Source organism: Sedimenticola selenatireducens (assembly GCF_007625115.1).
Taxonomy (GTDB): domain Bacteria; phylum Pseudomonadota; class Gammaproteobacteria; order Chromatiales; family Chromatiaceae; genus Sedimenticola; species Sedimenticola selenatireducens_A.
In genome coordinates this window covers 23,945-45,235 of the sequence record NZ_VMNH01000003.1, presented here as the reverse complement: position 1 = coordinate 45,235, position 21,291 = coordinate 23,945, and the positions used below count along the sequence as shown (strand labels likewise).

Genomic DNA, 21,291 nt, shown 5'->3' with positions numbered 1-21,291 from the left:
CGTCTGAAGGGGAGTCCTAATGAACAAAAGCACACTTCATATCACTCATGCCGGACATTAGGAATGTACGACATCACTAATAAAGACCGGATTAAACGGAAAAAGTTTCCACCAACGCCCAAGATTTCTCAATCCTTGCCGCCAACCTATTCATGTAAAGGGGAAGGGCAGTCACATTTAAATCAATAGGCTCGTGTTTAAATCACCTGTATTCACAACCGAAAGGATCTTGAACAACATGAAATTCAGAAGTATTTCATTCACTCTTGTATTACTGCTCTCCGTTGCTGCAGCTCAAACCGTAAGCGCAGGATGGAATCCACAGGAAGACAAAAAAGAAGCCAGTAGCACTACAGGCAACCGCGATGTAGATACCGCCATCAATCGGCTCAAATCAAAAGATCCTGGCCTGAAGCTATTCTTCAAAAAGGCCTATGGCTATGCCATATTTCCCACCGTTGGAAAAGCCGGCTTTGGTCTGGGGGGTGCCTATGGCGAGGGAGAGGTTTACCGCCAGGGGAAATTTATTGGCACATCCAGCCTATCCCAGCTGACAATCGGTTTTCAGCTTGGTGGCCAAGCCTACACAGAGATTATTTTCTTTAAGGACAAGCATGCCCTGGATGACTTTACCAGTGGCAATTTTGAGTTTAATGCACAAGCCTCTGCAGTCGCCGTCACAGCGGGAGCATCGGCCGATGCGGACTATGACAACGGCGTTGCCATATTCACCATGCCCAAGGGTGGCCTGATGTATGAAGCCGCTGTTGGTGGACAGAAATTCGGTTTCGATCCGGCACGCTAACAAAAGAAAAGCCCCATGACGTTGTCATGAGGCCTTTATCTGGTGGCTACGGGTGGAATTGAACCACCGACCTACGGGTTATGAGTCCGTCGCTCTAACCAACTGAGCTACGTAGCCAGAAGGCGGGGAAATATACCGGGGCTTCTGCGGTGTGTCAATTCAAAACGCCCTCTTTATGGACAAGCACGCACACCTAAAAAGGTATCTTATTGATCTGCATGATTTTTACCTGCGCAGATACTTACCCTTCATCTACCGACCAAACAGCGTCAAACATTGAAACGAAAATGGATGACGTCACCATCTTTTACCACATAGTCTTTGCCTTCCAAGCGAAGCTTCCCTGCCTCCTTTGCACCCTGCTCACCCTTGCAGGCAATGAAGTCATCATAGGCAATCACTTCTGCGCGAATAAAACCGCGTTCAAAGTCAGTATGAATTACACCTGCAGCCTGGGGAGCCGTAGCACCCTTCGGAATTGTCCAGGCACGCACCTCTTTGACACCCGCTGTAAAATAGGTCTCAAGACCTAGCAGCTTGTAACCGGCACGTACCACACGATCCAACCCAGGCTCTTCCAGCCCCATATCAGCAAGAAACTCCTGCCGCTCATCATCATCCAGATCAGCCAATTCTGCTTCAATTGCGGCACATACGGCTACTACACCAGCACCTTCCCGTGCAGCCAACGCCTCAACCGCAACCAGCAGCGGATTATCGACAAAACCACTGTCGGATACGTTGGCAATATAGAGGGTCGGCTTTATGGTCAGCAGGTGCAGATCACGTAACATCAACAGCTGTTCTTGTGACAGATCCATTGACCGAACAGGCTCACCTGCATCAAGATGCGCCTTGACTGACTCCAGCAACTCCTTCTGTGACAACACTTTTTTATCGCCGGTCCGGGCCTGCTTGACCGCTTTGAGCAGTGCCTTCTCTACAGACTCCATATCGGCCAAGGCTAACTCTGTATTGATAATCTCAATGTCGGAAAGGGGGTCAATCTTGCCAGCGACATGCACCACATCATCATCTTCAAAGCATCGGACCACATGGCAGATGGCATCGGTTTCACGGATATTGGCAAGAAACTTATTACCCAACCCCTCACCACGTGAGGCCCCTTCAACCAAGCCTGCGATATCAACAAACTGCATCGCGGTCGGGACAATATTTTGTGGCTTTACGATTTTTGCCAATTCAAGCTGACGGGGATCAGCGACAGGGACAACACCTACATTGGGATCAATTGTGCAGAAAGGATAATTTTCGGCTGCAATGGTGGCCTGTGTCAGCGCATTAAAGAGAGTCGACTTGCCGACATTGGGCAAGCCGACGATACCGCATTTAAAACCCATGTTCGTTGTCCCGGCAGAAAAAGGGCAAGGATAGGGTAATTGGAGTTCAGATTCTAGCCCACCGTCCCCAGATTAGCGCTAAAACCCAGACCTTGGTGCTACTGCAATCAGGATTACTGCTCAAAACAGATCAGGCAATTGTAAACAGTTTATCGAATTGCGCGATCTGCAGGATCTCTTTTACGGATTCATTTGCATTATTGAGTACCACTGAGCCTTCATGGCTGGCATGTTCTCGGAGCTGCAGCAGCATACCCATTGAGGAACTATCCATGTATTCCGTCTCCGCAAGATCGACAACAAACAGGCGCTCACCTCTTGGGTATTGTTTATAGGCGCCCGAAAATTCCTGATGACAGGAAAAATCAAACCGCCCCGAGACGTTGATAGTTACCTGTTTTTGATCCTCTGATTCTTTTGCCATTACACTCATTTCCGCGCTCCCAAGTCCAATTACTTTATTACTCACCTAGCTTTTAAAAATCCACATGCCAGAAAGCGTTTTCTGGTTAACCTGACGTATAAACCACTCTGAATATTTTTCTCAACGATGCACTTCATCCTAAACCAAGTTTGAAATACCGGCAGCCGGTAACGCTACTACTCATCTAAAACCAATAGTAACTTTGGCAATTTTATCCATCTACACAGACATCTTGCTTAATATACTCTGCCGCTAACTGTCTAAAATCACTGGCCGAACGACTATGCGGCCGGTACTCAAATATTGTACGGCCGATCTTTTGGGCCTCTGTTAATTGCAGTGACAAACACACTACCGTTTTTAAAAAATGACCAGGAGCAAGTGCAGAAAATTTTGAAGCGGCGACGCCTGTCAGGCGACGCCTAGCCGGTATCCTGTTCATCACGATATTGTAGTAAAGTGGTCGCCCCCTTGCCTTGCCAAACCGTTGCACTGTTTCCAACAAATGCGGCAGTGAATTTGCTCCCTGCTCATCACCAGCCAGCGGGATAATCACACGATCAACTGCCAACAGTGCATTCGCAACCAATAAATCTGAAGTTGAGGGGCAATCAAAAATCAAGTAGTCCTGATCCAATGGTTCCGTCAACAAGATGCGCTGCAATAAGAGCCCTTTCTCCATATCAGACAAGGCACCGGAAGCAAGCTCCGATAGCATATTACCCCCTGGAACGACATGCATTTCATCACGCGTACTGACAGAAACGGCTTCTAGTTTGGCCTTTCCCATGAGCACTTGATCGATACCCTGACTGGGCGGCCGGAACAACCCCAAGCAATCACAAAGCATTCCGTTTGGATCAAAATCAATCAGCGTCACCTGCTGACCTGCCAGGGCAAGCGCATGCCCAAAATTGACACAAAAGGTGGTTTTCCCAACCTTCGGATGTGGATTAAAAATAGCCAGCGTTTGCATCTTCAGGCAACACCCTTCCGCTGAAAAATAGTTAATCCCGCTCTAAGACGCATCTTGGCTCTCACAAACTAACTCATCCTCTTCAATGGCCGCTTCAATGCACATCAATTCATTCTATAAATAACGATCCATGCAACGACACTCTGTAAAGATTAGCGGCCGGAACAAAAAGATCTTTAACCATCAAGAGCCACATAAATCACATTATTAATTAACAATAACAATAGGTTACAATAATCAATAACGCAACACAGAGGCGTTTTGCACATACGACTCGTCGCATGCGCAGTACAGAAACCACGCACTTGGTGCTATTTGTAAAAGGGTTATAAGAGGACAGCTGGCGGGATACGAATACTCACCAAGAAAAGTCATATTTGCGGACATCTTTCACTATTCATTATGCAGTAAGGCACCAATACCGTCAGCCAGAATAGCGAGGTCATGCAGCGGCTTTAAATAGACATGCTCGGATTTAACACCGTGGTGTTTCAACACATCCGTGAGCTGAAACTCTACCGACCCTGTATGGATCACGAAGCGCATGGCATTACCAGATTCGCTCACCTTTACAATAAAGGTCTCGCCGCTCTCTCCTGGCAAACGCATGTCCACAACCGCTAAATCAAACACTTGAGTCTTCAGTAACCGCATCGCCTCCTCGGCACTTCCTGCAGCAGAGACTTCGTAATCATAGTCTTCCAAAAAGGCACGTAAACTTTCCCGGATGGCGTCTTCATCATCAATCACAAGAATGCGGTATTTCTTGGGCATTGAGCTCAACCTCCTGTTTTAAGACTCACAGTTACTTAATCGCCTGCGAATACTGTCTGAAACAAACAACTCAAACTGCTCTACGGGCAGAGGCTTACTGAAAAAGTAACCCTGGTAACGCTTGCAACCACTGTTATACAAGAACTCAAGTTGTTCTTGCGTCTCTACCCCTTCCGCAATCACTTCCAAGCCCAAATGATCTGCCATCGCAATGATAGTCCCTACAATAGCCGCGTTGCTCTCATCCACAGTGACCTCTTCAATAAAGCTCCGGTCAATTTTTAAGATATCCAGCGGCAGTTTCTTGAGATAGGAGAGCGATGAGTAACCGGTACCAAAGTCATCGATAGAGATTTTCACACCAATAGCTTTGAAGGAGGCCATCTTATCAGCCGTGTCTGCGACATTATCGATTACAACACCTTCGGTCAGCTCAAGGCCTAGACGCCTAGGGTCAGTACCTGTTCTCGCCAGTATCTTTTCAACTTGCAGCGGGAAATCAGGTTGCCTGAATTGCCAGGGACTGACATTCACAGCGATATGACTCAGTGACTGGCTCAATTCGCCCTTCGACCATTTGGTAATATATTCGCAGGCCGTCTGAAGCACCCATTCACCAATGGGCAGGATCAATCCAGTCTCTTCAGCAACCGGAATAAAACGGTCCGGAGCGATCAAGCCATACTGTGGATGCTCCCAACGCAGCAATCCCTCAGCCCCACACACTTCACCGTTTTCATCAATTTGAGCCTGAAAGAAGAGTTTCAGCTGATCACGGGCAATGGCCAGTCTCAGGTCTTTCTCCATATCCAGCCGCTTATCCGCTTCCGCCTGCATACCGGGCCGAAAGAAGCAGATCGCATTACGCCCCGCCGCCTTGGCCTGATACATGGCTGTATCACCGTGCTGCAACACTACGCCTGAATCTTCGTTCTGAATCGGGAATAGGGTTATGCCGATACTCGGGGTAATATAAAGCTCGTGATCCCTAATGCGTACGGGGAGAGAAAGTTCATAACTGATTTTTTCGGCCACTCCTTGTGCACGCCTTGCGGCAGCCTGAGTATCGCTTCCAATATCTGAGAGTAATACGACAAACTCATCGCCACCAATCCTTGCAACTGTATCTTCTTCCCTCAATACGTTTGCCAACCGTAAGGCAACCTCACACAGCAACTGATCCCCAACACTATGCCCCAATGAATCATTGATTGTTTTAAAGCGATCCAGATCAATCAACAAAAGCGCCCCCGCGTAACCATGTCGCTTGGATCGACTCAACGCCAGATCCAGTCGATCCAAAAGCAAGCGGCGATTAGGCAGATTGGTAAGACTATCATGATAGGCCTGGTGCTCTATCTGAGCCTCAGCCTGCTTACGTTCGGTTATATCGCGAAACACACCATAGATGCGCCCACCCCCTTCAGAGGAACGCTCTCGTGTTGCCGTGATGGAACAAGATCGCTCAAGGCCATTACCATCAAATAGCAAGGCCTCAAGGTCAGTCACCACCCCAACTTCATTCAGTCGGGCGCGCATTCCCTGGCAAACGTCCGCCTCAACAAACAAATCCCACAGGTGATTGCCCAACAATGCCTCTCGTTGATGTTCAATATTGGTATAAACAGAGGGGGAAATTTCCGCTATGACACCGTCCAGATCAACCTGAAAATAGACATCAGTAAGACTTTCGAAAATGGATCGGTACTTTTTTTCGCTCTGCTGGAGCTGTTGATTAGTCTGCTGTACCGCTTGATAGGCCTGATGAAGCTCTTCCGTGCGCTTTCGCACCTCCACCTCCAGATGCTCTTGATACATCCGGTTTTCCAGGATCAGGCGGCTTCTATCCAGATTTTTTCTAACCGCATGTAATAGAACCGACAGATCCTGTAATGGCTTGAGCATATAATCCCAAGCCCCGAGATGCAGCGCTTCAATAACGTCATCAATAACACCCGTGCCTGAGACGACAATAATAGGTGTATCAGGGGAAGTTGAAACCACATGCTCCAGTACACGCAGACCATCAACTTCTGGCATACGCAGGTCTACCAACACTAAATCCGGCTTATGAGACTCAAACAGCGCTATGCCTACTCGCCCATTCTCCGCCTCAATAACGGTGTATCCATAGTCCTCAAGATAGAGATGGAAGCTTTCACGAATCGCCTGCTCATCATCAATCGTCAGAATTACGGCACGCCGGCTCTGTCCCTGCATCTTATCCATGCAAGGCATCCAAACTAAATTCCGTAGACCCGTTTTTCACGCCATCGGCGTCATTAAAAACCAACCAGATTTCCCCATAGTTGAGCGGAACACTCATAGTAAAGACTTACTCTTGGCCCCAGGCAGTAATAGAGCGATGTTTTACCAGTAAATTAATTCCATAAATATAGATGTTCACACCCCAATGTAAAGCGACTCTTTTGCAAGATACTTTAATTATCTGGTCACAGATAGCGGCCTAAAAAGAGCCCCGATGAACTGATCATACCAACACTATGACGCTGAAACTTTGGAAGATTTTTGAACAAAAAAAAGCCGGGTGACATAGTCACCCGGCTTTTTTCGATCGCGTTGCGCTTACTTATTCCGCTCCAATACCTCTTTAATCACCTCTTCAGCGACATTTTTGGGGCAGGGCAGATAATGTGAGAACTCCATGGAGAACTGCCCACGACCTGAGGTCATGGTACGCAGATCGCCGATGTAGCCGAACATTTCGCTCAGCGGAGCCTCTGCCTTGATACGGATACCTGTTGGTGTGGTGTCCTGAGACTTGATCATGCCGCGACGACGGTTCAAGTCACCAATCACATCACCGACGTGATCCTCTGGGGTATAGACGTCCACTTTCATGATCGGCTCGATCAATTGAGGACCCGCTTTAGGAATGGACTGACGATACGCACCCTTGGCCGCAATCTCAAACGCGATGGCGGAAGAGTCAACCGCGTGGAATCCACCATCTGTCAGTGTAACTTTGACATCCAGACAGGGGAATCCTGCCAAGACACCTCGGTCCATACTAAGTGCAAAACCTTTCTGAATCGCAGGCCAATACTCTTTCGGTACGTTACCACCCACAACCACGGATTCAAATTGAAAACCTGATCCTGGCTCGCCGGGTTCTACGATGTAATCGATTTTACCGAACTGTCCTGAACCACCCGATTGTTTCTTGTGGGTATAACTGTCTTCAACACGCTGGGTAATCGTTTCACGGTAGGCCACCTGAGGCTTACCAACAATCACATCCACGCCATGGGTACGACGCAGGATATCGATCTTGATATCCAGATGCAGCTCACCCATGCCTTTCAGGATGGTTTCACCGCTGTCTTCGTCAGTCATTACATAGAACGATGGATCTTCCTGAACCATTTTATTCAACGCAATACCCATCTTTTCAACAGCCGCTTTATCCTTTGGCGCAATGGCAATGGCGATCACTGGATCAGGGAAGACCATTGGCTCAAGGGTAGCAGGGTTCTTCGGATCACAAAGGGTGTGGCCGGTCCTGACATTCTTCATACCAACGACAGCGACAATATCCCCTGCCTGGGCACGCGTCAGCTCCTCACGGGAATCCGCATGCATCTCCACGATACGACCAATACGCTCGGTCTTACCGGTAAAGGTGTTGAGAACAGTACAACCTTTCTCCATAACACCGGAGTAGATACGTACAAAAGTCAGCGCACCAAAACGGTCATCCATGATCTTGAATGCCAGGGCACGGAGTGGTTTCGCTGGATCGACAATCGCAAATTTGCCCGTCTCATTACCTTCCAAATCAACTTCTGGCTGAGGCTCAACTTCCATAGGATTAGGCAGATAATCGACAACGGCATCTAATACCAGCTGGATACCTTTATTCTTGAACGCAGAGCCGCAATAGGTTGGGAAGAAATCCAACGCGATAGTCCCCTTGCGGATACAGCGCTTGAGATCTTCAACAGAAGGCTCTTCGCCATCCAGATACTTCTCCATCAAATCATCGTCCTGCTCAACAGCGGTCTCAATCAGCTGCTCACGCCAGGTCTCAACAAGATCCGTCATATCGGCAGGCACGTCTTGAATCGTGTAGTTGGTGGGGTCACCGGAGTCATCCCAAACCCAGGCCTTGCGGGTCAGCAGATCCACAACACCACAGAACTCATCTTCAGTACCGATCGGCAATACCATCACCAAAGGATTGGCAGCCAATACCTCTTTGACCTGCTTCACGACACGATAAAAGTCGGCGCCGAGACGATCCAGCTTGTTCACCAGAATGACGCGAGCCACTTCAGACTCATTGGCATAACGCCAGTTGGTCTCTGACTGGGGCTCAACACCACCCGAACCACAGAACACACCCACACCACCGTCGAGCACCTTCAGTGAACGATAAACTTCAATTGTGAAGTCAACGTGCCCCGGGGTATCGATGATATTCAGGCGATGCTTGTTCCACTCACAAGAGGTTGCTGCAGACTGGATGGTAATACCACGTTCCTGCTCCTGGTCCATGAAATCCGTAGTTGCAGCACCATCGTGCACCTCACCGATCTTATGGATCTTACCTGTCAATTTCAGGATGCGCTCGGTGGTGGTCGTTTTACCAGCATCTACGTGAGCGAAGATACCGATATTTCGGTAAAGGGTTAGATCTGTCATGTTCGTACTCTGAGTTAGACAATAAATTTAGAATTCGGTAACCACCACTGCACATGAAACAGGAGGAAGAGGGTGTCAGAATATATATCCTGATCCATAGAAACCTCCTCATCTGAGCCGTTAACTCGGGTGATCTACAAGCCAATGGCAATATGATAGACGTACCAGATGCATGTGGTATTACGAACCAGACCACGCCAGACACTAAAATTAAGGCGGTGTTTTTGCAGTCCAGTTAGAAATAGCCGCGTATTTTAACCTGAAACCAAGACAGAATGGTAAGGTTTCCTGCTTTATTGTGAAATGTTTTTTACCCGACCACATTCCGGGAAGCGCGCGCATTCAGAAACAGGCAACACAAAAATCATCTCGGCAAATATAACCGCCTGTTTCAAAAAGGTTTCTAGGTTTCGAGAATGGAGAAAATATGGAGCTGGCGACAGGAGTCGAACCCGCGACCTGCTGATTACAAATCAGCTGCTCTACCAACTGAGCTACGCCAGCCAAAAACGAGGGCCTATTCTAGAAGATCCCACCCGATGTGACAACGCGTGAACAGGGATATTCCTCGTTTTTTATCGTCTCATTTTTCCGCCTCAGGCTCTTTGCGGCCTTAGCCGCACTCTCCTGACTTGATCGATAGTCTATCCAGTAGGTAGGAACCGTGATCAATCGGGGAATAACTTTGGCTGCATGCCCTTTTTTGGCGACTTCCTGCCGCCGAAGCTCAGCATTCTGCTTGCTGGAAAATACCCCAAGAGAAATACCATTTCGTTGGTCACCCTTTACAAATCGCCGTATATCAGAGATCCCGCTCTCTTTTAATTGCCGGACTTTATCGATTGCGCCTTCCTGGCTAGCAAGCGGCGGAATTATCACCCAGTAACCAATGGGTTTTTCCAGGGACTCTCTACGCAACGAGCTATCCATTCCCTGGCTTGCAAGCGACTCGGCCACCTCACGTGCTGCGGCACCCCGCTCGAATGGGCCGAAAGCACCACAAACCACCACGGACGGCTTTGCCTTCTCCGGAACAACCGCCGCGGGTGGCACAACATCCGGCGTTGAAAGCTTCCGGGAATTCATCGGCAGGGATCCGCCTACCTCGCTCTTTTCTTCCGATACAGCCTGCTCTGGAGACTGTCGCTCTTTTGCACTGTAATCAGCGCCCTCCCCTGTATGCGCTGCAACTGATACGGAAGAAGAAACGCCAGGCCGATCGTTTTGTACTACATTTGCGCCGACTGAATGGCTAGTGGCGATCTCAGGCCCTTGCTCAGCGACCTGACCATTATCCTCCAAGACCTCAGACAACAATTTAAGACTTCCTACCCCAGCGTGTTTAGCTGGCCGCGGCGGCAGGTCGGCCGGCTCACGCTGCAACCCCCAACCTAAAACCGCTAGATTCGCCAACAGCAGCAGAATACCCAACCACTTCATTCAGCTTGTCCCTCTGATGCCGCAAACAACGCCAATCCTTTCATAACCAATCCGCTGTCAATCTCGTAGGGCATTCGCAATAACGATGCAATGGCTCCTGCATCACTGCCAGTAAGGATTAATTTGGGTGTACCTATATGATTACTCTGCGCCTCTAGCATAGCTCGCTCAATCAATGCAGCCGAAGCATGCAATGCAGCCGAGGCGACCGCCGCGGCAGTATCGTGCGCAAACATTGATTCGATCTCAACACCCGCTACCCGCGGTATCTTTGTATCCCGCAAGAGTGAATCGCGCATAAGATTCAGACCGGGAAGAATCATTCCACCATGATGGATGCCCTCATCGGTCATAAGATCAATGGTTAACGCCGTTCCACAATCAACGATACAGACGGGCCCAACCTCATTTGCACGTACAGCCAAGAGGGTCAACCAACGATCAACGCCAAGCTGTGCGGGGTCTCGATAGCCATTCGTTACACCCAACTTCTTGTGCATAGCCAAAAGGATAGTCGGCGACTGCGTCCACGTTGCCCACATCCATTTACTCAACCCTTCGCCAAGCACCTCTCCCGCGACATTTGCCATGTAGGTCCGATCCGGAGTTTCGATCGTTCCCCAGCAACTCTGCGCCAATGCTTCCGGTGAAATAGTTTTATGCGATTGTGAAGATATAGGGGCTATGTGGCCATTTTTCATCAATGACCATTTTAGATTTGTATTCCCTATGTCGATAAGGAGTACAGTTTCATCTCTCATAAGGCATCCGAACACATACTGATCATTCAGGCAAGACGCAACGAAACTTCACCACCATGATAAGCCTTAATACCCTCTTCAGTCTCGACTAACAGTGCACCCGATTCATCTATCCCACGATGCACCCCTGATATCTGTCGATCCCCAAGCTGTAATTGAATAGACTTACCATCATACAGATCATACTGGCGCCACATGTCGCGCAACGACATGAGCCCTTCTTTTTCAAACTGCCCCATCATCTCGAACAGATTACCCACCAGTCCAGCAACGATACGATTCCTTGAAATTGATTCTCCGCCCGGTATATTTTTTAGATCAATCCAAGGCTGATCTATCGACTCGGCATCGGTTTTAGAAAGATTGATATTAAGACCGATACCAACCACCACATTACTGGGCCCACTCTGCTCTCCTGCGACCTCAAGCAACAGACCCGCCAGCTTTTGGTCCTTATAAAGAATATCATTTGGCCACTTCAGGCCGACATCGATAACCCCCAATTGCTTCAGTGTAAGCACAACCGCAAGTCCAGCCACCAGACTGATCCCACTCAGTTCAGCGGGCGCCAATGGGAAACGAAAATACATTGAAAAGTAGATGTTGTGACCAAACGGCGACACCCAACTACGCCCACGGCGACCACGCCCTTCAGTCTGTTGCTCAGCAACACATACAAGGCCCGGGGTTAACTGCTCTGGCACCTTCCCCATTAAATAACTGTTAGTTGACGCAATAGAATCAAGAATATGGATATCCGGAAGTTTGTGCTTTGCTGCTGGAGATAAGGATTTACGTATGCTTCGCTCATCAAGAAGTTCAATCGGGACGGGTAGCCGATAACCTCTACCACGTACAGCATGGCACTCAACATTCAACAGCTCTTTTAACTGCCCAAGCTGTTTCCATACAGCCGTCCTGCTGATGCCTAATTGACTCGCCAATTCCTCACCAGAATGCCACCCTCCATCCGCAAGTAAAAGCAGTAATTGTCGCGGGTAGTTCATAAAAATGGATCGCCTTTTTGCATGTCGCTGTATCTTTTTACAACCCCGTCAGCCAAGCCGTTCGTCGAGCAAGCGTAGCTTCATCCACATCTTCTTTAATCCACAACTCACAGGTATCGGCATTTGCAGGCAAGGGAGTTACATCAAACTCCATTATCTCATCCCGACGAAACGCGTGTACTTTTACGGGCGTGCCATTAATTGCGTTAGTCACCAAACCATCTAGATTTGCTTCTGAAACACGCAATCCATCAATAGCGATTAATGTATCGCCCGCTGAAAGCCCTGCGACCTGTGCCGCACCTCCATCAAATACATTCGATAGCACTAACTCTTTTCCATCGCTTCGAGTTGCAACACCGAGCACTAAACGAGGCAACTCCGCATCGGCGTCCGTATCTTTAAGCCCCCCGCTATCTGATGCCCCACGGGATTGTCGTAACTTATACCCGACACCAACAGAGTCAAGGTAGGTTTCAATATCGAGATCGTTACATCCACGAACAGATTGATTAAAAAAATCGCTAAGGTCTAGACCAGTATGCTCTTGTATAACACGCTCAATATCACCTTCACACACACCAACTTCCTTAGCCCCATACTGCATCCATAAAACACGCATTATGTCGTCTAATGAATATTGGCCTTCTGAACGCTCCCTGATGATATGGTCAAGCGATAACGCAATTAATGCACCCTTTGTGTAATAACTTACTATGGCATTGGGTGAATTCTCATCCTGCTTGTAAAACTTTATCCAGGCATCAAAGCTTGAGTCAGACACAGATTGGTGTAATCGACCAGCGCCTTTTTGGACGCGGGTTATGACCTTGGCAAGCAATGTAAGATAACTTTCCACGTCGATACTGCCTGACCGTACGAGCGCTAAATCATCATAGTAGGAGGTAATGCCTTCGAACGCCCAAAGCAAGGTAGTGTACGCCTCACTTTTAAGGGTTGGCTTTACAAACACCTTCGGTTTAATTCGCTTTACATTCCACAGATGAAAATATTCATGACTGCATAAACCAAGAAATTGTCGGTAACCGTCGCTCATCTTTTTTTGATGCTTATGTGGCAAGTCATCGCGTTTACAAATTAATGCAGTGGAGCTGCGATGCTCCAGGCCACCATAACCATCACCCACCGCCATAACCAAAAAAAGATAACTAGCCATATCAGGAAGTTCACCAAACAGCCTGATGTGCTGTTCACAAATCTTTTGGAGATCACTGCAGATACGTTCCATATCCGCATAATGCTTTCCTGTAATCACGATATTGTGAGGAATACCTGCGGCCTCAAATGAAGCATCAACGAAACACCCCATCTCGACGGGGTGATCTATTAACTCTTCATAGTTATTAGCACCATAAATTCCAAAGGCATATGGCCGTGCGCCACAGGCAGTCATGGTTGTAGCGACACGCCAGGAGCTATAGCGATCACCAACTGGCGGCAGTATTTCAACCAGACAGGCCTGATCTTCCTGGCCATCAATACGCAAGAAAACACTGGTACCATTGAAAAAACCATGCGTTATATCGAGATGAGCACTACGCACAGACAGATCCCAGGCATAGACTTTATATGTGATGGTTACCGCTTTATCAGTAACAGGAAGCTGCCAGGTCTGCTTATCAAGCTTCTGTAATTGAAGCTCAGCCTCATCCGTACAAGCACTGATCGAGACGATGTTGCGCGCAAAGTCACGAATCATGTAACTACCAGGAATCCATGCGGGTAACGATACGACCTGCCCTTTTGGATCAGGTCGCTCAATTAAAACGGTCACTTTGAAAAGATGGGCTTCAGGCGAAATGGGTTCAATCTTATAGTCAATCATTTAACGACGGCTCGATATGGACGATAGGAGAACTGTAGCAAATTAAAAGATCAAAGAAGAGTCCCTGTATCTAAAAAGGCGTTCCAAGAAAAAACCCCAACCGAGTAATCGATTGGGGTTTTTGGGTATAAAGCTTGGCAGTGACCTACTTTCACATGGGGAGACCCCACACTATCATCGGCGATACACCGTTTCACTTCTGAGTTCGAGATGGGATCAGGTGGTTCCAGTGCTCTATGGCCGCCAAGCAAACTTGTGGTTAGCCGCATAAGCGTCTAACAAGCATTCGGTATAGATTGTAAATAGTACAATGGGTTTGTTGCGTTTCTTAACCAGCACCCATGTACAAAGTACTTGGGTGTTATATGGTCAAGCCTCACGGGCAATTAGTACTGGTTAGCTTCATACATTACTGCACTTCCACACCCAGCCTATCAACGTTGTAGTCTTCAACGGCCCTTCAGAGACCTTAAAGGTCTAGTGAGATCTAATCTTGGGAGGGGCTTCCCGCTTAGATGCTTTCAGCGGTTATCCTGTCCGAACATAGCTACCCGGCAATGCCACTGGCGTGACAACCGGAACACCAGAGGTTCGTCCACTCCGGTCCTCTCGTACTAGGAGCAGCTTCCCTCAAATCTCAAACGCCCACGGCAGATAGGGACCGAACTGTCTCACGACGTTCTAAACCCAGCTCGCGTACCACTTTAAATGGCGAACAGCCATACCCTTGGGACCGACTTCAGCCCCAGGATGTGATGAGCCGACATCGAGGTGCCAAACACCGCCGTCGATATGAACTCTTGGGCGGTATCAGCCTGTTATCCCCGGCGTACCTTTTATCCGTTGAGCGATGGCCCTTCCATGCAGAGCCACCGGATCACTATAACCTACTTTCGTACCTGCTCGACTTGTCTGTCTCGCAGTCAAGCACCCTTATGCTATTGCACTCATTGCGCGATTTCCGACCGCGCTGAGGGTACCTTCGTGCTCCTCCGTTACTCTTTGGGAGGAGACCGCCCCAGTCAAACTACCCACCACACACTGTCCCTGACCCGGATAACGGGTCGAGGTTAGAACTCCAAACATACCAGGGTGGTATTTCAAGGTTGGCTCCACCAAGACTGGCGTCTCGGTTTCAAAGCCTCCCACCTATCCTACACAAGTAGGCTCAAAGTCCAGTGTGAAGCTGTAGTAAAGGTGCACGGGGTCTTTCCGTCTAGCCGCGGGTACGCTGCATCTTAACAGCGAGTTCAATTTCACTGAGTCTCTGGTGGAGACAGTGTGGCCATCATTACGCCATTCGTGCAGGTCGGAACTTACCCGACAAGGAATTTCGCTACCTTAGGACCGTTATAGTTACGGCCGCCGTTTACCGGGGCTTCGATCAAGAGCTTCTCCGAAGATAACCCCATCAATTAACCTTCCGGCACCGGGCAGGCGTCACACCCTATACGTCCACTTTCGTGTTTGCAGAGTGCTATGTTTTTAATAAACAGTTGCAGCCACCATTTTATTGCAACCTCCAACAGCTTAAAGAGTAAATCTCATCACCGTCAAAGGCGTACCTTCTCCCGAAGTTACGGTACCATTTTGCCTAGTTCCTTCACCAGAGTTCTCTCAAGCGCCTTGGAATTCTCATCCAGCCCACCTGTGTCGGTTTGGAGTACGGTCTCTTATTACCTGAAGCTTAGAAGATTTTCCTGGAAGCATGGCATCAACCACTTCACATCAAAGATGCTTCGTCGTCACGTCTCAGGATTGTGAGTCCGGATTTGCCTAAACTCACTCCCTACTCGCTTAAACCGGGACAACCAACGCCCGGATGGCCTAGCCTTCTCCGTCTCTCCATCGCAGTAATAAGAGGTGCAGGAATATTAACCTGCTTCCCATCGATTACGCATTTCTGCCTCACCTTAGGGGCCGACTAACCCTGCGCCGATTAGCGTTGCGCAGGAAACCTTGGGCTTTCGGCGAGGGGGCCTCTCACCCCCTTTATCGTTACTCATGTCAGCATTCGCACTTCTGATACGTCCAGCATGCCTTACGACACACCTTCAACCGCTTACAGAACGCTCCTCTACCATGCGTGTAAACACGCATCCGCAGCTTCGGTACACATCTTAAGCCCCGTTAAATCTTCCGCGCAGGCCGACTCGACTAGTGAGCTATTACGCTTTCTTTAAAGGATGGCTGCTTCTAAGCCAACCTCCTAGCTGTCTATGCCTTCCCACATCGTTTCCCACTGAGATGTGATTTTGGGACCTTAGCTGGCGGTCTGGGTTGTTTCCCTTTTGACGACGGACGTTAGCACCCGCCGTCTGTCTCCCATGATTGCACTTCGCGGTATTCGGAGTTTGCATCGGTTTGGTAAGTCGAGATGACCCCCTAGCCGAAACAGTGCTCTACCCCCGCGAGTGATACATGAGGCGCTACCTAAATAGCTTTCGAGGAGAACCAGCTATCTCCGAGCTTGATTAGCCTTTCACTCCGATCCACAGCTCATCCGAATCTTTTTCAACAGATCCCGGTTCGGGCCTCCAGTAGATGTTACTCCACCTTCACCCTGGCCATGGATAGATCGCCCGGTTTCGGGTCTACTCCCAGCAACTCATTCGCCCTATTAAGACTCGGTTTCCCTACGCCTCCCCTATTCGGTTAAGCTTGCTACTGAGAAGTAAGTCGCTGACCCATTATACAAAAGGTACGCAGTCACCCCGTAGGGCTCCCACTGCTTGTACGCATACGGTTTCAGGTTCTATTTCACTCCCTTAAAAAGGGTTCTTTTCGCCTTTCCCTCACGGTACTGGTTCACTATCGGTCGATAAGGAGTATTTAGCCTTGGAGGATGGTCCCCCCATGTTCAGACAGGATATCACGTGTCCCGCCCTACTCGATTTCACTGTTGAATAGTTTTCGTGTACGGGGCTATCACCCTGTATCGCCAAACTTTCCAGAATGTTCCACTAACACATCAACAGCTTAAGGGCTAATCCCCGTTCGCTCGCCGCTACTAAGGGAATCTCGGTTGATTTCTTTTCCTCCGGGTACTTAGATGTTTCAGTTCCCCGGGTTCGCCTCATACACCTATGTATTCAGTGCATGATAACCCGCTTATACGGGCTGGGTTTCCCCATTCGGAAATCCACGGATCAAAGTCTGTTTGCTGACTCCCCGTGGCTTATCGCAAGCTACAACGTCCTTCATCGCCTCTTATCGCCTAGGCATCCACCATATGCGCTTATTCACTTGACCATATAACCCCAAAAACTCTGGAGCCATGGTGCTGGTTTATAAACTTGTTTGTTACAAATGCAACATACCCAAGTAACTAATTATTCATTGAGAAAAATTAGTACTTATATTGTTAGATAGACCTATACATCACTTACGTGACGCATAAATCATCACCTATCTACAATCTATATCCGAATTGTTAAAGAGCAAACACTTTGTATAAATACAAAGTGGCGAACATTCATGCTCGACACTTGATACTCATACACGACACTTAAAATTGGTGGAGCCAGGGAGGATCGAACTCCCGACCTCCTGCGTGCAAGGCAGGCGCTCTCCCAGCTGAGCTATGGCCCCGATTCATTTCCAGAAACTCTCTTGGAAATAGTTTTCGAAAATCAAGGCGGAGGCTTGCGAAGTTTACATCAGTAAACGAGTAAGCCGACAACGCAGATATTCGGAAAACTGGTGGGTCTGGGTGGATTCGAACCACCGACCTCACCCTTATCAGGGGTGCGCTCTAACCAACTGAGCTACAGACCCGTGTCCGTGCTACTTGATTAGGTAATTTGTGTGGGGGCTCCGAAAGCGCTTAATCCGCTCTTTTAAAGGAGGTGATCCAGCCCCAGGTTCCCCTAGGGCTACCTTGTTACGACTTCACCCCAGTCATGAATCACAAAGTGGTAAGCGTCCTCCCGAAGGTTAGACTACCTACTTCTTTTGCAACCCACTCCCATGGTGTGACGGGCGGTGTGTACAAGGCCCGGGAACGTATTCACCGCGACATTCTGATTCGCGATTACTAGCGATTCCAACTTCACGGAGTCGAGTTGCAGACTCCGATCCGGACTACGACCGGTTTTGTGAGATTTGCTCCCCCTCGCGGGTTTGCCGCCCTCTGTACCGGCCATTGTAGCACGTGTGTAGCCCAGCTCATAAGGGCCATGATGACTTGACGTCATCCCCACCTTCCTCCGGTTTATCACCGGCAGTCTCCCTAGAGTTCCCACCATTACGTGCTGGCAACTAAGGACAAGGGTTGCGCTCGTTACGGGACTTAACCCAACATCTCACGACACGAGCTGACGACAGCCATGCAGCACCTGTCACTGCGTTCCCGAAGGCACCAATCTATCTCTAGAAAGTTCGCAGGATGTCAAGAGCTGGTAAGGTTCTTCGCGTTGCATCGAATTAAACCACATGCTCCACCGCTTGTGCGGGCCCCCGTCAATTCCTTTGAGTTTTAACCTTGCGGCCGTACTCCCCAGGCGGTCAACTTATCGCGTTAGCTACGTTACTAAGAGCCAAGATGCTCCCAACAACTAGTTGACATCGTTTACGGCGTGGACTACCAGGGTATCTAATCCTGTTTGCTACCCACGCTTTCGTACCTCAGCGTCAGTGTTGGTCCAGGAAGTCGCCTTCGCCACTGGTGTTCCTCCGGATATCTACGCATTTCACCGCTACACCCGGAATTCCACTTCCCTCTACCACACTCTAGTCTAGCAGTTTCAAATGCAGTTCCCAGGTTGAGCCCAGGGCTTTCACATCTGACTTACTAAACCGCCTACGTACGCTTTACGCCCAGTAATTCCGATTAACGCTCGCACCCTCTGTATTACCGCGGCTGCTGGCACAGAGTTAGCCGGTGCTTCTTCTAAAGTTAACGTCAAGACAAGAGCGTATTAAGCCCTCGCTTTTCTTCACAATTGAAAGTGCTTTACAACCCGCAGGCCTTCTTCACACACGCGGTATTGCTGGATCAGGCTTGCGCCCATTGTCCAATATTCCCCACTGCTGCCTCCCGTAGGAGTCTGGGCCGTGTCTCAGTCCCAGTGTGGCTGATCGTCCTCTCAGACCAGCTATGGATCGTCGCCTTGGTAGGCCATTACCCTACCAACTAGCTAATCCAACGCAAGCTCATCTATTAGCGTGAGGCCCGAAGGTCCCCCACTTTCCCCCGTAGGGCGTATGCGGTATTAGCTCGAGTTTCCCCGAGTTATCCCCCACTAATAGGCAGATTCTTACGCGTTACTCACCCGTCCGCCACTCGCCACCAAGAGAGCAAGCTCTCTCGTGCTGCCGTTCGACTTGCATGTGTTAAGCATACCGCCAGCGTTCAATCTGAGCCAGGATCAAACTCTTCACTTGAAGTGTTTTAGTCACTTTGTGGGTGACAAATCCGTGCTCGACATTACGTCTAAAAAAGGAATTCTTTTATAGATGTTCCGTCGAAAGTTTTGGCTTCATAAGCCACCGACGGAGCACCCACACAAATTACCTAACCTGATTGTTAAAGAGCTGCCAGATTTTCATCCGACCGAGACAGTCAATTATGAATGCCCCCGAATTTTAAGTCAATATCTTAGACCCAGAATCCTTCCGCTTGAAGCGCCCGACTGCGTCGTTCTCCCCAAGCGAGGCGCGTATTCTACGCCTCATTTCGATCAGGTCAAGACTTATTTCAACCTTTTCGAACCACCCTCTCCTAAGGGCCCCGTCACCCAGCTCAGCTACAAAATTTCGTAACCTTACCACCCAACGAGCGGCGCATTATACGCACTAAATACATCCACGCAAGAGCCTTTACTGATTTTTTATGATGCGATTAAAAACACCATGAAACACAGGAAAACTTAGCTCAAAGTGACTTTAGCAAAACGCCGCTTACCAACCTGATAGATATGGTTCGACCCCTTTACGACGATCAAACCTCGGTCATCAATTTTCTCACCATCTATCTTTACAGCGCCTTGATTTATCATCCGCAACGCTTCGGATGTACTGGAAACCAACTCAGCCTCTTTTAAAAGATTTGCGATAGGCATGCCTTCATCCGCACTCAAAGTCAGCTCTGGCATATCATCCGGCATCGCACCCTGCTGGAAGCGCGCCACAAAGTTCTCGTGCGCCTTGGTTGCGGACGCCTTGTCGTGAAAACGCTCAATCAGCTCTTCCGCTAACATCACCTTGGCGTCACGGGGATTCATCCCCTCTTCGACCCGCTTTTGCAGCGCCCTCACATCCGCCATTGGCTTGAAACTAAGGAGCTCGTAATAGCGCCACATAAGGTCATCAGAAATCGACATGACCTTACCAAACATGTCATCCGGCTGATCCGCGATCCCAATATAATTATTGAGCGACTTGGACATCTTCTGAACACCATCCAGCCCCTCAAGGATTGGCATCGTCAGGACCACCTGCGGCTCCTGCCCATAGATCTCTTGAAGCTGACGCCCGACCAGTAGATTAAACTTCTGATCCGTGCCGCCCAGCTCAACATCTGACTGCAAAGCAACCGAATCGTAACCCTGCACCAGTGGGTAGAGAAATTCGTGAATAGCTATGGGTTGACCATTTTTATAACGCTTACTGAAGTCGTCCCGCTCCAGCATACGCGCCACGGTATGCTTTGCTGCAAGCTGAATCAGGCCCGCCGCACCCATCTCCACCATCCATTCGGAATTAAAGCGAATAATGGTCTTTTCCCGATCCAGAATCTTAAAGATCTGCTCCTGATAAGTCTCCGCGTTCTTTAGCACCTCCTCACGCGTCAACGCCTTACGGGTTACATTCTTCCCTGTGGGATCACCGATCATGCCCGTAAAGTCACCAATCAGGAATGTCACCTCATGCCCCAAATCCTGAAATTGGCGCAGCTTATTGATTAGAACCGTGTGCCCCAAGTGAAGATCCGGGGCGGTCGGATCAAATCCCGCTTTGATCTTGAGCGGTTTGCCACGCTCCAGCTTCTTGATCAAAGACTCCTCGATCAGAATTTCATCCGCACCACGCTTAATGAGCTCCATCGACTCTGCGATTGACGCCATCTCCCACCTCAAATAAACCAAGAACTATGTCGGGGCGCACAATTTACAGGATGAAACAAGAAAAAGTAACCGTTTCTATATATATTGTGTGTATCTGAGCAAAACTCCCTTGCCAAAAAGCCTGGCACCCAGTATCTTCCTGAAAAAACTGGGAATCACGCCGGT

Annotated in this window: 12 protein-coding genes, 4 tRNA genes and 3 rRNA genes; 1 reads left to right on the top strand and 18 read right to left on the bottom strand. The window is 49.0% G+C overall.

Features of this window, described 5'->3' with window-relative positions; genetic code table 11:
* Positions 1 to 238: 238 nt before the first annotated feature.
* Complete coding sequence (locus FHP88_RS01275) at positions 239 to 805, top strand: YSC84-related protein (protein ID WP_144357173.1); 567 nt, start codon at positions 239 to 241, stop codon at positions 803 to 805.
* Positions 806 to 845: 40 nt separating this feature from the next.
* Here FHP88_RS01275 and FHP88_RS01270 read toward each other — a convergent pair.
* The 18 genes from FHP88_RS01270 to tyrS form a co-directional block, all read right to left on the bottom strand.
* Positions 846 to 922 (bottom strand) — tRNA-Met (locus FHP88_RS01270).
* 152 nt (positions 923 to 1,074) lie between these two features.
* Positions 1,075 to 2,166 (bottom strand): redox-regulated ATPase YchF, encoded by a 1,092-nt coding sequence (gene ychF / locus FHP88_RS01265; protein ID WP_144357172.1) that lies wholly within the window; start codon positions 2,164 to 2,166, stop codon positions 1,075 to 1,077.
* A gap of 130 nt (positions 2,167 to 2,296) precedes the next feature.
* Positions 2,297 to 2,599 carry an STAS domain-containing protein gene (locus tag FHP88_RS01260; protein WP_144357171.1) on the bottom strand — a complete coding sequence of 101 codons (303 nt, stop codon included), beginning with the start codon at positions 2,597 to 2,599 and terminating at the stop codon, positions 2,297 to 2,299.
* Positions 2,600 to 2,801: 202 nt separating this feature from the next.
* A complete protein-coding gene (locus tag FHP88_RS01255; RefSeq protein WP_144357170.1) occupies positions 2,802 to 3,566 on the bottom strand; it encodes a ParA family protein in 765 nt (254 codons plus the stop codon).
* Between the two features lie 393 nt (positions 3,567 to 3,959).
* The gene (locus tag FHP88_RS01250; protein WP_144357169.1) at positions 3,960 to 4,340 is read right to left on the bottom strand and encodes a response regulator; all 381 of its coding nucleotides are present in this window, start codon (positions 4,338 to 4,340) and stop codon (positions 3,960 to 3,962) included.
* An 18-nt stretch (positions 4,341 to 4,358) separates the two neighbouring features.
* Entirely contained in the window at positions 4,359 to 6,569 is a 2,211-nt protein-coding gene (locus tag FHP88_RS01245; protein ID WP_186297552.1) for an EAL domain-containing protein, read from the bottom strand.
* Positions 6,570 to 6,926: 357 nt separating this feature from the next.
* Positions 6,927 to 9,005 (bottom strand): elongation factor G, encoded by a 2,079-nt coding sequence (gene fusA / locus FHP88_RS01240; protein WP_144357167.1) that lies wholly within the window; start codon positions 9,003 to 9,005, stop codon positions 6,927 to 6,929.
* A 428-nt stretch (positions 9,006 to 9,433) separates the two neighbouring features.
* A tRNA-Thr gene (locus FHP88_RS01235) sits at positions 9,434 to 9,509 on the bottom strand.
* A gap of 18 nt (positions 9,510 to 9,527) precedes the next feature.
* Complete coding sequence (locus FHP88_RS01230) at positions 9,528 to 10,445, bottom strand: SPOR domain-containing protein (RefSeq protein WP_144357166.1); 918 nt, start codon at positions 10,443 to 10,445, stop codon at positions 9,528 to 9,530.
* The gene (locus tag FHP88_RS01225) at positions 10,442 to 11,206 is read right to left on the bottom strand and encodes a type III pantothenate kinase (protein ID WP_144357165.1); all 765 of its coding nucleotides are present in this window, start codon (positions 11,204 to 11,206) and stop codon (positions 10,442 to 10,444) included. The genes FHP88_RS01230 and FHP88_RS01225 overlap by 4 nt, the downstream gene beginning before the upstream one ends.
* A gap of 26 nt (positions 11,207 to 11,232) precedes the next feature.
* Complete coding sequence (gene birA, locus FHP88_RS01220; RefSeq protein WP_144357164.1) at positions 11,233 to 12,213, bottom strand: bifunctional biotin--[acetyl-CoA-carboxylase] ligase/biotin operon repressor BirA; 981 nt, start codon at positions 12,211 to 12,213, stop codon at positions 11,233 to 11,235.
* A gap of 37 nt (positions 12,214 to 12,250) precedes the next feature.
* The gene (locus FHP88_RS01215) at positions 12,251 to 14,059 is read right to left on the bottom strand and encodes a M61 family metallopeptidase (protein WP_144357163.1); all 1,809 of its coding nucleotides are present in this window, start codon (positions 14,057 to 14,059) and stop codon (positions 12,251 to 12,253) included.
* A 132-nt stretch (positions 14,060 to 14,191) separates the two neighbouring features.
* Positions 14,192 to 14,307 (bottom strand): 5S ribosomal RNA (gene rrf / locus FHP88_RS01210).
* Positions 14,308 to 14,424: 117 nt separating this feature from the next.
* Positions 14,425 to 17,311 (bottom strand): 23S ribosomal RNA (locus FHP88_RS01205).
* Positions 17,312 to 17,574: 263 nt separating this feature from the next.
* Positions 17,575 to 17,650, bottom strand: a tRNA-Ala gene (locus FHP88_RS01200).
* 109 nt (positions 17,651 to 17,759) lie between these two features.
* A tRNA-Ile gene (locus FHP88_RS01195) sits at positions 17,760 to 17,836 on the bottom strand.
* 64 nt (positions 17,837 to 17,900) lie between these two features.
* Positions 17,901 to 19,444 (bottom strand): 16S ribosomal RNA (locus FHP88_RS01190).
* Together the 16S, 23S and 5S rRNA genes with 2 tRNA genes alongside form the textbook arrangement of a ribosomal RNA operon.
* Positions 19,445 to 19,929: 485 nt before the next feature.
* Complete coding sequence (tyrS, locus tag FHP88_RS01185) at positions 19,930 to 21,126, bottom strand: tyrosine--tRNA ligase (protein ID WP_144357162.1); 1,197 nt, start codon at positions 21,124 to 21,126, stop codon at positions 19,930 to 19,932.
* Positions 21,127 to 21,291: the final 165 nt, after the last annotated feature.